At 46.4% G+C, this 14,856-nt stretch carries 16 protein-coding genes and 1 riboswitch; of the genes, 11 read left to right on the forward strand and 5 right to left on the reverse strand.

The features are described from left to right. The first annotated feature begins 3 nt into the window (after positions 1-3). From hisD to hisIE, 7 genes are read left to right on the forward strand one after another with little or no spacing between them, the layout of a single operon-like run. Positions 4-1,335 (forward strand): histidinol dehydrogenase, encoded by a 1,332-nt coding sequence (hisD, locus tag C9I89_RS01645; protein ID WP_107281595.1) that lies wholly within the window; start codon positions 4-6, stop codon positions 1,333-1,335. A gap of 2 nt (positions 1,336-1,337) precedes the next feature. Next, complete coding sequence (gene hisC / locus C9I89_RS01650; RefSeq protein ID WP_107281596.1) at positions 1,338-2,390, forward strand: histidinol-phosphate transaminase; 1,053 nt, start codon at positions 1,338-1,340, stop codon at positions 2,388-2,390. 18 nt (positions 2,391-2,408) lie between these two features. Further along, positions 2,409-3,494 (forward strand): bifunctional histidinol-phosphatase/imidazoleglycerol-phosphate dehydratase HisB, encoded by a 1,086-nt coding sequence (gene hisB / locus C9I89_RS01655; protein ID WP_425440397.1) that lies wholly within the window; start codon positions 2,409-2,411, stop codon positions 3,492-3,494. Next, on the forward strand, positions 3,494-4,135 hold the full coding sequence (gene hisH / locus C9I89_RS01660; RefSeq protein ID WP_107281598.1) for an imidazole glycerol phosphate synthase subunit HisH: 642 nt from the start codon (positions 3,494-3,496) through the stop codon (positions 4,133-4,135). Before hisB ends, hisH begins: the two co-directional genes overlap by 1 nt. 23 nt (positions 4,136-4,158) lie before the next feature. Next, positions 4,159-4,893: a 1-(5-phosphoribosyl)-5-[(5-phosphoribosylamino)methylideneamino]imidazole-4-carboxamide isomerase gene (gene hisA, locus C9I89_RS01665; RefSeq protein WP_107281599.1), complete on the forward strand. Its 735-nt coding sequence runs from the start codon at positions 4,159-4,161 to the stop codon at positions 4,891-4,893. Positions 4,894-4,911: 18 nt separating this feature from the next. After that, the gene (gene hisF, locus C9I89_RS01670; RefSeq protein ID WP_107281600.1) at positions 4,912-5,685 is read left to right on the forward strand and encodes an imidazole glycerol phosphate synthase subunit HisF; all 774 of its coding nucleotides are present in this window, start codon (positions 4,912-4,914) and stop codon (positions 5,683-5,685) included. Continuing rightward, complete coding sequence (gene hisIE / locus C9I89_RS01675) at positions 5,682-6,305, forward strand: bifunctional phosphoribosyl-AMP cyclohydrolase/phosphoribosyl-ATP diphosphatase HisIE (protein WP_107281601.1); 624 nt, start codon at positions 5,682-5,684, stop codon at positions 6,303-6,305. Before hisF ends, hisIE begins: the two co-directional genes overlap by 4 nt. 121 nt (positions 6,306-6,426) lie before the next feature. Here hisIE and C9I89_RS01680 read toward each other — a convergent pair whose 3' ends face one another. Together C9I89_RS01680 and C9I89_RS01685 are read right to left on the reverse strand one after the other, a co-directional pair. After that, positions 6,427-7,005 (reverse strand): thymidine kinase, encoded by a 579-nt coding sequence (locus C9I89_RS01680; RefSeq protein ID WP_107281602.1) that lies wholly within the window; start codon positions 7,003-7,005, stop codon positions 6,427-6,429. 189 nt (positions 7,006-7,194) lie between these two features. Further along, positions 7,195-8,790 carry a Na+/H+ antiporter NhaC family protein gene (locus C9I89_RS01685; RefSeq protein WP_107281603.1) on the reverse strand — a complete coding sequence of 532 codons (1,596 nt, stop codon included), beginning with the start codon at positions 8,788-8,790 and terminating at the stop codon, positions 7,195-7,197. A 97-nt stretch (positions 8,791-8,887) separates the two neighbouring features. Further along, a riboswitch (Lysine riboswitch) is annotated at positions 8,888-9,071 on the reverse strand. 369 nt (positions 9,072-9,440) lie between these two features. Here C9I89_RS01685 and C9I89_RS01690 point away from each other — a divergent pair. Then, on the forward strand, positions 9,441-9,836 hold the full coding sequence (locus C9I89_RS01690) for an H-NS family histone-like protein (protein WP_107281604.1): 396 nt from the start codon (positions 9,441-9,443) through the stop codon (positions 9,834-9,836). 396 nt (positions 9,837-10,232) lie between these two features. Here the strand turns inward: C9I89_RS01690 and C9I89_RS01695 are convergent, their stop codons facing one another. Together C9I89_RS01695 and C9I89_RS01700 are read right to left on the reverse strand one after the other, a co-directional pair. Beyond that, positions 10,233-11,204: a lytic murein transglycosylase gene (locus tag C9I89_RS01695; protein ID WP_107281605.1), complete on the reverse strand. Its 972-nt coding sequence runs from the start codon at positions 11,202-11,204 to the stop codon at positions 10,233-10,235. Positions 11,205-11,213: 9 nt separating this feature from the next. Next, a complete protein-coding gene (locus tag C9I89_RS01700) occupies positions 11,214-11,492 on the reverse strand; it encodes a YcgL domain-containing protein (RefSeq protein WP_107281606.1) in 279 nt (92 codons plus the stop codon). Positions 11,493-11,715: 223 nt separating this feature from the next. Between C9I89_RS01700 and minC the strand changes: the two genes are divergently transcribed. The 3 genes from minC to minE are packed head-to-tail and all read left to right on the forward strand — an operon-like array spanning position 11,716 to position 13,480. Beyond that, complete coding sequence (gene minC / locus C9I89_RS01705; protein WP_107281607.1) at positions 11,716-12,378, forward strand: septum site-determining protein MinC; 663 nt, start codon at positions 11,716-11,718, stop codon at positions 12,376-12,378. A 22-nt stretch (positions 12,379-12,400) separates the two neighbouring features. After that, complete coding sequence (gene minD / locus C9I89_RS01710) at positions 12,401-13,213, forward strand: septum site-determining protein MinD (RefSeq protein WP_107281608.1); 813 nt, start codon at positions 12,401-12,403, stop codon at positions 13,211-13,213. A gap of 6 nt (positions 13,214-13,219) precedes the next feature. Continuing rightward, entirely contained in the window at positions 13,220-13,480 is a 261-nt protein-coding gene (minE, locus tag C9I89_RS01715; protein WP_107281609.1) for a cell division topological specificity factor MinE, read from the forward strand. Positions 13,481-13,539: 59 nt separating this feature from the next. Here minE and rnd read toward each other — a convergent pair whose 3' ends face one another. Next, positions 13,540-14,670, reverse strand: a complete 1,131-nt coding sequence (gene rnd, locus C9I89_RS01720) for a ribonuclease D (protein WP_107281610.1) — start codon at positions 14,668-14,670, stop codon at positions 13,540-13,542. Between the last annotated feature and the right edge of the window lie 186 nt (positions 14,671-14,856).

Below are 14,856 nucleotides of genomic sequence, written 5' to 3' on the forward strand. Positions count from 1 at the left end.
GCAATGAAAACGGTTGTTTGGCAATCCCTGAGTGAAAACCAGCAAGACACCTTGCTGCAGCGTCCGGCGATTGCTGAGGGCGCAAACATCACCGCGATAGTTGCCGCTGTGGTTGCTGATGTCCGTCAGCGTGGTGATGAAGCCCTGCTCGATCTCACTGAAAAATTTGACCGGGTACGGCCTGATTCGATTCGCGTTTCTGAACAAGAAGTCAGCGCGGCATCATCACGCTTAAGCGATAAGATGAAACAAGCGCTGCAGCAGGCTTATCAAAATATCGCGACATTCCACCAGGCGCAAAAGATGGATACCCTGCGCGTTGAAACCCAGCCCGGCGTCGTTTGTGAACAGGTCACCCGTCCGATCAATTCGGTAGGTCTATACATTCCGGGAGGAAGCGCACCGCTACCTTCAACAGTTCTCATGCTGGGCGTGCCGGCACAGATTGCGGGATGTTCCCAGGTAGTATTATGCTCACCACCGCCAATTGCCGACGAGATCCTCTATGTGGCTCAGCTATGCGGCATCAAAGAAATCTACAATGTCGGGGGGGCTCAAGCGATTGCGGCTATGGCTTATGGCACCGAATCGGTCAGTACTGTTAATAAAATCTTCGGCCCGGGCAATGCCTTTGTTACTGAAGCCAAGCGCCAGGTCAGTAATGACTTCCGCGGTGCGGCAATTGATATGCCCGCAGGCCCGTCTGAAGTTTTGGTGATTGCTGACAGCACTGCCGACCCAGCGTTTATTGCGGCAGATCTGCTCAGTCAGGCTGAACACGGGCCGGATTCCCAGGTCGTGCTGGTAACACCAGATCCAAGTATTGCCGATCGGGTTGCTGATGCCATTCAGCAACAGCTTAAAGAACTACCTCGTGCCGATATTGCACGTCAGGCATTGGGCTCAAGTCTGTTGATTGTCGCAGAAACACTGACTCAGTGTATTGCGATTTCTAACCATTACGGGCCTGAACACCTGATTGTACAAACCCGGGCCCCAAGAGAATTAGTGCCTCTGCTAGATAATGCCGGTTCGATTTTCTTAGGTGACTGGTCGCCGGAGTCGGTTGGTGATTACGCTTCGGGGACTAACCACGTATTGCCGACCTATGGCTATACCCGTACCTATTCAAGCCTGGGCTTAGCCGACTTTTCTAAACGCATGACAGTGCAGGAATTAACAGCAGATGGCCTTAAAATTCTTGCCCCGACCGTGGTTACGATGGCGGAAGCAGAAGGACTTGATGCACACAAACGCGCAGTGACCATTCGAATAGAGAAACTGCAGCAACAAGACGCGTGTAACGCATCGCTAGTTAACGAGAAAGAGGCGTAATCATGACTATCGCAAAACTGGCACGGAAAACCGTGCGCGAACTAACGCCTTACCAGTCTGCTCGGCGCTTGGGTGGAAGTGGCGACATCTGGCTCAATGCCAACGAATCACCATTTGCCAACGAATACAACATCAGCTGCAGCCGCCTGAACCGTTATAGTGAATGCCAGCCTGCAGAGCTGATCCAGGCCTATGCTGATTATGCCGGCGTACCAAAAGAGCAAGTACTGACTTCGCGCGGTGCCGACGAAGGCATCGAACTGCTAATTCGTACTTTTTGCGAGCCAAACCAGGAGAGCATTCTATACTGCCCCCCGACCTATGGCATGTATGCCATCAGCGCAGAAACGTTCAATATAGCGACCAAAACGGTACCGTTAACCGCTGATTGGCAGCTGGATTTACCAGCCATTCAAGACAATCTTGATGGCGTTAAGTTGGTGTTTGTTTGTAGCCCTAACAACCCTACCGGTAACTTGATGAAACGTCAGGATATCGAGGCGCTACTCGATATGACGGCCAATAAAGCATTAGTGGTCGTCGATGAAGCCTACATCGACTTTTGCCCTGAGGCCTCAACCGTTGATCTGCTAAACCAGTACCCGAATCTGGTGATTCTGCGCACTCTGTCAAAAGCGTTTGCTTTAGCCGGACTACGTTGTGGTTTCACCTTAGCCAATAACGATGTTATCGAGTTGTTATTAAAAGTGATTGCTCCGTATCCGGTACCCGTACCTGTGGCTGACATTGCCGTTCAGGCACTTTCACCTGCCGGATTAGCAAAAACCAAATTCCAGGTTCTCGATCTCTGTGCCAACCGTGCTTACCTTCAAGCGGGCTTGAGCATGCTAAATGACGTTCGCGTATTTGATGGCTATGGCAACTACTTACTGGTGCAATTCCCGAATGCAGACGCCTTATTTAATGCGTTGTGGGATCACGGCATCATTCTTCGGCGCTCCCCTATTGAGAACTGTATTCGTATTAGTGTCGGCAACCGTGATGAATGTGAAAAAACGTTGGCATTCATCCGAGAGCAACTCAAGCAGAATTAAGCATAAAGGATAAGCATTGTGAGCAAGGAAAAGATTTTATTTATTGATCGTGACGGCACCTTAATTGTTGAGCCCCCTATTGATTTTCAGGTCGATCGCTTAGACAAACTGAAACTAGTACCTTTCGTGATCCCGGCGTTGCTTCAACTGCAAGATGCTGGCTATAAGCTGGTTATGATCACCAATCAGGACGGCCTCGGCACGGATAGCTATCCACAGGCGAACTTCGACGCCCCGCATACAATGATGATGGAGATCTTCGAATCACAAGGTGTGAAATTTGACGATGTCCTCATTTGTCCGCATTTTGACGATGAAAACTGCACCTGCCGCAAGCCTAAACTTGGCCTTGTTAAAAGCTACCTGCAACAGGGGCGTGTCGACTTTGCAACATCAGCCGTAATTGGCGATCGTCCCACCGATCTGCAGCTGGCTGAAAATATGGCCATTCGCGGCATCCTTTACAATCCGCAGCCGCTCGATGAAAAAAGCATGAACTGGCCACAGATCGTTAAAGATCTCACGACCAACCCTAGGATCGCCGAAGTGGTTCGCACCACCAAGGAAACCGATATCCGGGTGAAAGTGAATCTCGATGAAACCGGTAGCAACAAGATTGAAACCGGTCTGGGATTCTTTGACCACATGCTTGATCAAATCGCTACCCACGGTGGTTTCCGCATGGAACTCACCGTCAAAGGTGATTTGCACATTGACGATCACCACAGCGTTGAAGATACCGCGCTGGCCTTAGGTCAGGCGTTAAAACAAGCGTTAGGCGACAAGCGGGGCATAGGCCGCTTTGGATTCAGCCTGCCTATGGATGAATGTCTGGCGCAATGTGCCTTAGATCTGTCTGGCCGCCCGTACCTGAAATTTGACGCAACATTCGGTCGTGAACAAGTCGGCGATTTATCAACAGAAATGGTACAGCACTTCTTCCGCTCACTGACCGATACTCTGGCCTGTACCCTGCACCTGTCCTCGACCGGCGATAACGATCACCACATTGTCGAGAGCCTGTTCAAAGCCTTTGGCCGCACGTTACGCCAAGCGATTCAGGTCGAAGGCAACGAATTACCAAGCAGTAAAGGAGTGCTGTAATGGTGAGCAAAAACCAGAAGATCGTCATTATTGATACCGGCTGTGCCAACGTCTCTTCAGTACGTTTTGCTATCGAGCGCTTGGGCTACACGGTCACCGTCAGCAAAGAGCCGAGCATCGTACTGGCTGCCGACAAATTGTTTTTGCCAGGTGTCGGTACCGCCAGCGAGGCGATGAAGAACCTGCAGGAACGCGATCTGGTCGAGCTTGTCAAGCAGGTCGACAAGCCGCTGCTGGGTATCTGTTTGGGGATGCAGTTGCTTGGGGCATTATCGGAAGAACAAGGCCAGAGTGGTACCGATCTCGTTCCGTGCCTTAGCCTATGCGATGCGCCAATAAAGAAAATGCAAACCGGTGACTTGCCACTGCCTCACATGGGCTGGAATACCATCACCCCCGTTGACGGTCACCCGCTGTTCAAAGATATCCCGGCGGGTAGCTACTTCTATTTTGTTCACAGCTATGCCATGCCAGTCTCTGAGGCCGTATTTGAAGAAAAGGGTTATACCATCGCCCAGTGTGAATATGGTCAGCCGTTTAGCGCTGCAATTCAGAGCGGTAACTACTACGGGGTGCAATTTCACCCAGAGCGGTCAAGCAAAGCCGGCGCTCAGCTAATTAAAAACTTTTTAGAGATGTAAGGACGACATAAAAGGACCTTATGATGATTATTCCCGCCCTCGATTTAATTAACGGTCAAGTTGTTCGTCTGTTTCAGGGAGATTACGGACAAGTTACTGAATACAAGGTAGATCCAGCTGAACAATTCAAACTTTATAACCAGGCTGGAGCCGACTGGCTGCATCTGGTTGATTTGACAGGCGCCAAAGATACCTCAGCCCGTCAGCTTGATCTGATCCGGCAATTACTTGCCAGCACCCCGGCCAATATTCAGATTGGCGGTGGAGTTCGCACCGAAAAAGACGTCGCTGATTTATTAGATGCCGGGGCACAACGTGTTGTTGTCGGCTCTACCGCAGTCAAGCAGCCAGAGCTGGTTAAAGGCTGGATGGAAAAATACGGTCCGGACCACATCGTATTAGCACTGGACGTCAACATTGATCAAGACGGCAACCGTAAAGTGGCGATCTCAGGCTGGCAAGAAGATTCCGGTGTCAGTATTGAAGCCCTGCTGGATGACTTCCTGACGGTAGGCCTGAAGCATGTACTCTGCACCGATATTTCTCGTGACGGCACACTTGCTGGCTCTAACGTCGAGCTGTATGTCGATCTTTGCGCCCGGTATCCGCAAGTCCAATTCCAGTCTTCCGGTGGTATTGGCGGCCTGCAAGATATCGAAGCCTTAAAGGGCAGTGGTGTCGCGGGTGTCATCGTCGGGCGCGCTTTGCTCGATGGTAAGTTTACCGCCGAAGATGCCTTCAAGTGCTGGAACAACTAACAAACAAGGAGTAATAGCATGCTAGCAAGAAGAATCGTTCCTTGTTTAGATGTCCGCGACGGACAGGTGGTCAAAGGGGTGCAATTTCGAAACCACGAGATCATCGGTGACATTGTACCGCTTGCCAAACGTTACGCCGAAGAAGGTGCCGATGAGCTGGTTTTCTATGATATCACGGCCTCGAGTGATGGCCGTGTAGTTGATAAAAGCTGGGTCGCCCGTGTTGCTGAAGTGATTGATATACCATTTTGTGTTGCTGGCGGTATTAAATCAGCAGAAGACGCAAGCCGTATTTTGCAGTATGGAGCCGATAAAGTATCAATCAACTCCCCTGCGCTGGCAAACCCGGATTTGATCACCGAACTTGCCGATAAGTTTGGCGTGCAATGTATTGTGGTCGGCATCGATTCCTATTTTGATGCCGAAACAGGAAAATATCAGGTCTACCAATTTACCGGTGATGAAACCCGCACCAAAGCAACCCAATGGGAAACCCGCGATTGGGTACAGGAAGTACAGAAACGTGGCGCTGGTGAAATCGTGTTAAACATGATGAATCAGGATGGCGTGCGTAACGGTTACGATCTAAAGCAACTCAACATGGTACGAAAAGTCTGCCATGTTCCTTTAATTGCTTCCGGTGGTGCTGGGGAAATGGTGCACTTTGCTGAGGCCTTCAACAAGGCCAATGTTGATGGCGCGTTGGCGGCTTCTGTCTTCCATAAACAAATTATCAATATTGGCGAGCTTAAGCTGTATCTAAAAAAACAGAATGTGGAGATCCGACTATGAGCCTGATAACAGCGATTAATTGGGAAAAGGTAGACGGCTTAGTCCCGGCGGTGATTCAAGATAACACCAGCGGCCAGGTACTGATGCTGGGTTACATGAACCAGGAAGCCTTAAATAAAACATTAGAAACCCAACAGGTAACCTTCTGGTCTCGTACCAAGAACCGCCTGTGGACCAAAGGGGAAACCTCCGGCAACGTCCTTGAGCTGAAAAGTATCAACCTAGATTGTGATCAGGACACTTTATTAGTAAAGGTGAAGCCAGTTGGACCAACCTGCCACCTGGGCACCCCAACCTGTTTTGACAATGATGCCGAGGGCAAACAAGACCAGCCTGCACTGGTGTTTCTTCATCAACTTGAACAAGTTCTGGCTAGTCGTAAAGGTGCTGATCCCGAGTCCTCTTACACTGCCAGTCTCTATGCTCGCGGCACCAAACGTATATCGCAAAAAGTGGGCGAAGAAGGCGTTGAAGTCGCGCTTGCGGCAACGTCGGGGGATAAGGCGGAGTTAGTCTGTGAATCTGCCGATCTGATTTATCACCTGATTGTTCTGCTGCAAGATCAAGATCTGACTCTGGCCGATATCACCGCCAAGCTTCAGGAGCGACACAATAAATAAGGCGGAAGTCTGAGGCGTTATATCCATAGGTATAATAAGAACGCACTAAAAATATGATGTATAAAAAGGAAGCTTACGCTTCCTTTTCCTTATTCATGGCTGTTTCCTAGCGAGACGTGTTTTAACGACCCAATGCTTCTTTATAGTGTTTGCGACAAACTGAGACATAGCGGTCATTACCGCCAATTTCAACTTGATCACCATCAGCAATCGCCTGACCGGACTCGTCCTGACGTATCACCATATTTGCTTTGCGGCCACAATGACAAATTGTCTTTAGCTCGACCAGCTTATCAGCCCATGAAAGTAAATATCGGCTTCCCTCGAAAAGTTCACCTCGGAAATCACTACGAAGTCCATAGCATAAAACCGGCACATGCAGTTTATCGACGACTTCCGTTAATTGGTAAACCTGATCTTTTGTCAGGAACTGGCACTCATCAATCAAAACACAGTCAATTTTGGATTCACGGTGAAGAGCTTGCAGTTTTTCCCAGAGATCGTCTTCGGGAGCATATAGCTCCGCATCTTCCTGCAAACCGATCCGAGAGCTGACCTTGCCCTTACCAAATCGGGTATCAATCGCCGCGGTGAGGATCACCGGAGACATACCACGTTCGCGATAATTAAAAGATGATTGTAATAACGTCGTCGATTTACCCGCATTCATTGCTGAGTAGTAGAAATACATCTGGGCCATGAGGCTCCCCAAAGGCTGAAAAACTGCCGAAATGCTACAGAAATTAACACGGAAATGAAAGAACATACCGCATGGAAAGCGAGGAATATAGAGTCTTCTCTTTTACCCACGAATGATACCAACGGGATACAAAAAAAGCCTGCGAAAACATCGCAGGCTTCGTCGCAGATTAAGGATCTGTTACTGGTATTAGACGTTTGCAGTCGTAGCTATAGGACGGCGAGAGAGCCACGATAGCATTACACAAACCACAATAAATGTGACAGTTGCTGCCATAAATGACACAGCCAGTGAACCTGTCATGCCCAGCACCAAGAAACCAATGGCTGAAATAAAGGCGACTGAAAGCGCGTAAGGTAGCTGAGTCGATACATGATCAATATGGTGACAACGAGCTCCGGTTGAAGACAGGATTGTGGTATCAGAAATTGGTGAGCAGTGGTCACCGAATACCGATCCAGCCAGAACCGCACTTAACATCGGCAGTAGCAGAGCAATATCTGTCGCGGCAGACAAATCACCTGCAATCGGTAGCATGATACCGAAAGTGCCCCAAGATGTTCCTGTTGAGAACGCCATAACACCTGATAGCAAGAACAGGATAACGGGTAGCATCATTGGGTCAATATTGCCTTGTACCAATGTAGACAAATACTTTCCGGTCGCCATATCGCCGATTACACTACCGATGCTCCAGGCGAACAACAGGATTAGAATGGCACCAAACATCGATTTCGCACCAATCCACAATGTTTTCACGGTATCAGCCATTGGGATTTTCTGACGCAGCACAGGAATAAGCGCCGACACCAAACCAAATAAACCACCGTAACATAACGATTTACCCACATCGGTATTTTCAAAAGCACCCAGAATATTGAATGCAATACCATCCGCGTCCAGAGCCTGATAACCTGTATAAATCATAAAGAAGAAAGTGGAGAGGATCAGAATCACAATCGGCATGACCAGATCAGCAACACGGCCATTATCGCTTTCTTCGATTTCCAGCTCATCATTCAGATCTTTAGCCTGACTGTCATCATCACCCTCATCGAACCCATAACCATGACTTGCCTGCACTTCATGCTTTTTCATGGAGCCAACATCGATTTGGAACCAAGCAACAGCGAATACCATCAGCAGAGCAAATACGGCATAGAAGTTCATTGGTGCCAGCTGCAAGAATGCACTTAATGCTGAATATTCAGTCACACCATGTGACACCAGAATGCCACCAATCACGGTAATGATATAAGCGCCCCAGCTTGATGCCGGCATCAATACACACATAGGTGCGGCCGTTGAATCCAGAATATAAGCCAGTTTAGCGCGTGAAACGTAGAAACGGTCAGTGACCGGACGAGAAATCGAACCTACCGCCAGACTGTTAAAATAGTCGTCAACAAAAATGAAAACGCCTAAAAATGCAGCCAGTAACTTCGCACCACGTTTACTTCTAATTTTAGTTTGTGCCCATTCGGCAAATGCGCGTGTACCACCCGATAAGGTCAGTAATGCAGTCATCATTCCCAATAAAACCAGGAATACCACAATACTCATGTTCCAACTATTAATTGCGCCATCTTCGATGAAAACGCTTTTGACTGTTGTTAACAAGTAATCTGCGGTAGCCCCCGCAGAGAAATCGGTTAATAACAACGCACCTAATACGACACCAACACCTAAAGAAACCAATACTTTACGTGTAAGCACAGCCAATGCTAATGCCACTAATGGTGGTAAGAGTGAAATGGAGGAATGGGAAAAATCTACAATATTCATGATCTCTACTACAACCGGTCTGGTCGGAGATCTACTGCTGAACACGGGAAAAACCGTGATTAAATGAGTATAAGGAAAGAAGATAAACCTCTCCCGACCCCACAGTAGCGCTCCATAGTTAATGTAATTATATACTATGGCAGTGTTGCCCCTATTCGGTGACAACCCCAGCAAGAAGGCTTGATAAACCTTTCTAACTTCGGCATCGGCTCCTTTCGCAAACTATCATCGGAATCACCCTACAGCTTGCTACTCATAGACAATGCGCCTCTACCCTTAGTCAAGGAATGGTTCATTCTACGGAATGTCGACTCTTTTGCAACAACTTAAAGTGAAAGTTTTTACAGGAATAGTGAATAATATTGCCGATATGGTGATTATTTAACCACAAAAGCCTAAACTATAATGCGATTATTATGAAATGGCGGGCATTTATATATCACGACAAATCACATTTTGGTTCTTATTTTCAAACCAAAATGTGATTACATTTTTCCATAATTGAGAATTCATTCGACAAACGAACATAATTTAATTATGAAACAAATAAATTGTTTGGCACTGACACGATAAAAGTATTATTATTGATAAATATTGCTTTTTGACTGCTATTATTAATGTAGCAAGTTTGAAATTAACAGGAAATAAAAATGTCTGATGTAATGAAAGCGCTATTAAACCTTCGTAGCCTTCGCGCACTTTCTCGCGAATATACACTTGAGCAGCTACAAGAAGCTCTGGAAAAACTACAAACAGTCGTTTCTGAGCGTGAAGAATCTGAAGCAGAAGAGATTGCTAAAGAGAATGAGCGTAAAGAAAAGCTGGATCATTACCGTGAAATGCTTCTGGCTGATGGTATCGACCCAGAAGAATTACTTTCTACCCTAGCTAAAGCACCAAAAGCTAAGCGTGCTTCGCGTCCAGCAAAATATAAATTCATCGATGAAAACGGTGAAGAAAAAACGTGGACAGGCCAAGGTCGTACACCAAGTGCATTGAAGAAAGCGTTAGATGCCGGTCAATCTATTGAAGATTTCGAAATCTAATAAGCTGTATACTAGTTGAATAAAAGCCCGGCTATCACGCCGGGCTTTCTATATTCAGTAATAGCCTTTTCATTTAATATCAATCTACTAATACTTCCTGGTTAATCACCCACCCCTCAGGCAATTTATAAAGCTACTAATAATCGCAATACTCATTGATGATGTTAATAATAGCCATTCAAAACCCTGCACAGTGAGCAGATCACCACTTTTCAGGAGAACAATATTTTATCCGCACACAGCTGCCATCTCTCGCCGAAACAGCCCTATAACATTGAAATAAAAGAAAATCCCACACCAATAAATCGCTTAATGATAAACGGTATAATGCCATTTGATCCAACGAAATAGAGCCAGGCATTAATGCCTGGCTTTATCTTTTTTTAAAATGAAATGCTATCGAATTCGATCAGCGAGATGACTCACCGCCAAAGCAAAATAATGCGAACGATTCCAGCTTAATAGGGTTTGATAATTACCATAAATCAGATATGCACGCCCACTTTCATCATCAGGTTGAATAAGCCATGCGTCAATATTAGCCTTGGGTAGGGCATGGCCATTTATTTTCCTGACTCCTAGCTTCTGCCATTCATCTAAAGGTCTCGCTTTTTCCTTTTCGACACCCTTAAAAGATTCACTTATTCCTTCAGGTGACTTAACCTGCCTTCCCCAGGTATATTCATCATTCCAGCCAGACATCTTCAAATAATTTGCCGCTGAGGCAAAAACATCCTCTTCGCTCTGCCAGATATCAATACGTCCGTCATTATTTCCATCGACAGCATAGGCAAGAAAAGATGTCGGCATAAACTGGGGTTGCCCCATCGCACCGGCCCATGAACCTTTCATCTCTTGTGGCGTAATATGACCATCATTCAGAATCGTTAATGCCGCCATTACTTGCTTGCGGAAAAAGGTTTCACGACGCCCTTCATAAGCCAGAGTAGAAAGTGCTTCGATCACATTGTAATTTCCCATCAAGCGGCCAAAGTTGCTTTCGACCCCCCATAACGCGACAATGAATCTTGGCTGAACACCATATTTACGTCCAATCCTATCCAGCGTCGGTTTATGCTCTTGGTATAAGCGATTAGCCTGCTTTACTTTCCAATCCGGTACTGCGCGTGGGATATATTCATCTAAGGTCAGCTTTTTCTCAGGCTGATTCTTATCGGCCTTTACAGCATGCTCTGTATATTTTATGCCTTCGAAAGCAGAGTTGATTATCGACTCTGAAATTCCATGCTCACGTGCTTCAGCTTTAAGCTCAAGCACATATTCGTCAAACCCTTCATCAGCCGCAAAAACTGTAGAAGATATCCCTAACCCTATGGCCACCAAGGCCGATATCAAACGCTTATGCATAGTTACCTTTTACGAATTAAGTTCAGCTTTTGCTGCCTTATGTTGTTCAAGTAAATTTGTCACTGGTGGTGGTATCTGAAGATAATAACCAACCGTCGCTAACGCCTGTTTAACCTTCTCGGCATCGGCCAGTGCTAACTTACGCCCTTCCAGCTTTAACACCATAACAAACTGCGGCATACCAAACGTTGTCATCAGAGATTCTGGTATGTCAGAAAAATCATCTTTTTTATTGATATATAAATATGTATTTTCTTTTTTGGAGCTTTTATAAATTGAACAAAACATCAAAATAGCCTGCTTGTTAAAGTCTTCATCTTTTCAGACACTCATTTTACTCAATCATTCCCCAAAAGTGCTAACTTTAAGGCAATGCAGATTGAGACGCTGGTCTTAAATTGCAACGCCAGGGCAAGGATAGCTTGCCGATACATCCTTTGGAATATACCATGCAAGTACCTTTGTGATAACGTACCTAATTGGCTAATTTTTCGTCAGTCATATAATAATCATGAGCAAATCGCCAGAATTAAAAGGGAGCACATTCACGCTCTCAGCCCTGCATTTAGTTGATGGGGATATAAAGCAGGCAACTGACCACTTAAAAGAGAAAGTGAGCCAAGCACCTAGTTTCTTCGCCTCTGCTCCCGTGGTAATTGATGTTACCCTTGCGGGAAGTCAAATTGACTTCAAACAGCTAAAAGCTGGTGTTGAAAATGCCGGTATGATCCCGGTCGGTATTAGCGGCTGTAAAGATCCGTACTTACAGACACAAGCAAAATCAGCAGGTTTTGCTATCATGAATGCTGCACGTCAGATGCAAGCGGCAGAAAAAGCCATGGAGCCAACGAGAATCATTCGCACCCCTGTGCGCTCAGGACAGCAAATCTACGCGAAAAACTGCGATCTCGTTGTGATGAACCACGTTAGCGCAGGCGCCGAAATCATTGCTGATGGCTGTATTCATGTCTATGGCGTGTTACGGGGACGGGCTATTGCCGGCGCAAGCGGTCAACAGCAAGCAACAATTTTCTGCCAGAACTTACAATCAGAGCTGATTTCCATTGCAGGTAACTACTGGCTCAGTGATAAAATCCAGGAAGAGTTCTGGGGTAAAGGTGTCGTTATCTCACTTGCTGAAAATAATTTAAACATAGAGCACCTTGCTTTATAACGTTTGATAAGGAATTTAATAGATGGCACGTATTATCGTTGTTACCTCGGGCAAAGGTGGCGTTGGTAAAACAACATCCAGTGCGGCAATCGCATCAGGCCTCGCTCTTTCCGGGAAAAAAACCGCCGTTATCGATTTCGATATTGGTCTGCGTAACCTTGACCTCATCATGGGTTGTGAACGTCGCGTCGTATATGATTTTGTTAATGTCATTAATGGCGAAGCGAATCTGAACCAAGCACTGATTAAAGATAAGCGCGTTGATAATCTTTTTGTGCTTCCAGCATCTCAGACTCGCGATAAAGACGCATTAAGTAAAGAAGGCGTTGAACGTGTTCTGAAAGATCTCGATGAGATGGGCTTTGATTTTATTATATGCGATTCACCTGCAGGTATCGAAACCGGGGCGCTAATGGCATTGTATTTTGCTGATGAGGCCATTGTCACCACGAACCCGGAAGTCTCCTCGGTTCGAGACTCCGATCGAATTCTGGGTATCTTAGACTCAAAATCTCGTCGCGCTGAAAATGCCGATCGGCCTGTTAAGCAGCACCTTTTGTTAACTCGCTACAATCCAGCCCGTGTGACTCTGGGTGATATGCTAAGTGTACAAGATGTAGAAGACATCCTTCATATTCCGTTGCTTGGTGTTATCCCTGAAAGCCAGGCAGTTCTGAATGCCTCCAACAAAGGTGAGCCGGTTATTTTTGACAAAGAATCAGATGCAGGCTTGGCATATGAAGATACTGTTGGCCGTTTACTGGGCGAGGAACGCCCGTTCCGTTTCTTAGAGGAAGAGAAAAAAGGCTTCCTGAAACGCTTATTTGGAGGCTAATTAATTATGGCTTTGTTAGAATTCTTCCGCCCCAAAAAAACAACGACGGCTAGTGTGGCGAAGGAAAGGCTGCAAATTATCGTCGCTGAGCGCCGTTCTGCGGGTCAGGCTGCGCCTTCTTACTTGCCTCAATTAAAACAAGATATTCTGGACGTTATTCGCAAATATGTGAATATCACGCCAGAGCAGGTAAGTGTGAACCTGGATCAAAGAGAAGAAGATCTGTCGGTTCTGGAATTAAACGTCACCCTGCCAGAAGACAAATAAAAAAATCCCCTGAAGCGAACCTTCAGGGGATTTTTACTATTTGAGACTACCTAACAGACTTATCGGGCTGACTTTTCCAATAGTGATAGTACGCGTTCTTCAAACAATGGCTTACGCCATGTTTTCAGCATGTCAGGCAACTTGTCTGCTGACTTCTGATGTTTCCACGCCCATGAAACAAGCTGGTTCACTTGCTTTTTCGATGCCAAAAATTCTGGGGCCAACCCCGTTTCTGCCTCGACGCGGGTAACTTCATCTTTAATTTGTTTAACAATTTGCTTATAACCCGGCAAATCAACCAGCCGAACAATTTTTTCCGGGTACTGTTCTGGCGGAATATTTTCAGCGTCGTGCACTATTTTCAACAAACGCCCGGCATGGCGTTGGATCTCCATGCTATCGAAACCTTCTTTAGCCATCACCGCTTTAGATGTGATGTTGTAACGCGCTAATTTCCAGATATTTAATTCTTTAACGATAAAGTTTAACGCGATGTCTCGTTTACGCGCTTCCAGGACCCGCCACTTCGCCACTTGTTGCAATACTGCAAGCTGCTTAGGACTCAGCTGCCAGGCATTTTTCACCTTCAGATAAGCTTGATCCGGGTCAACGGGCTGAACACGTTTCAACATCAGAGACGAACACTCTTGCTCTAATGCTTTCATCCAGCCTTTCGCTTTTACCTGTTCAATCAGCTTTTCATAAAGCGGGAGTAAATAGAATACATCAGCCGCTGCATAATCAAGCTGTTTCTCAGTTAAAGGACGGGCTAACCAATTGGTTCTGGCCTCACCTTTATCAAGCTCAACCCCCAGATACTCATTGACGAGTGTCCCGAACCCCGTTGAAATCCCGTGGCCCAAAAAGGCAGCCATCAGTTGCGTGTCTAGCATAGGTTCCGGCAAGCATCCTGCGTGGTACTGGAATACTTCTAGATCTTCTCCACAGGCATGCAAGACTTTAGTCACGGACTTATCTTGTAACAGATCCCAGAATGATGTCATGTCGTCAATTTCGAGTGGATCAATAAGCGCTAAATTAACCCCATCAAACAACTGGATCAGCCCGAGTTTCGGATACAAAGTACGTGTGCGTACAAACTCCGTATCCAGCATTACTACAGAGTGCGCACGCGCATGCTCACAGATTGTCTCTAATTGTTGGGTCGTCGTTATTATTTCGAAATTCACAGCAAACCTTTAAAAGAGCTGGTTGCAACAGACCAGCCGAAAGTACATAACTTGTAGTTGTTCTAATGGCCGCTATCTCGTTCAATAGCAATAGGATGAATAACTACCCGATCATAAGTGCCGGCTCTATAGCCGGCACTTACAGTATCGCTCAATTGTAACCTGAAAGGCTCATACGTGCTTGTT

It is taken from the genome of Photobacterium lipolyticum (assembly GCF_003026475.1).
Lineage (GTDB): Bacteria > Pseudomonadota > Gammaproteobacteria > Enterobacterales > Vibrionaceae > Photobacterium > Photobacterium lipolyticum.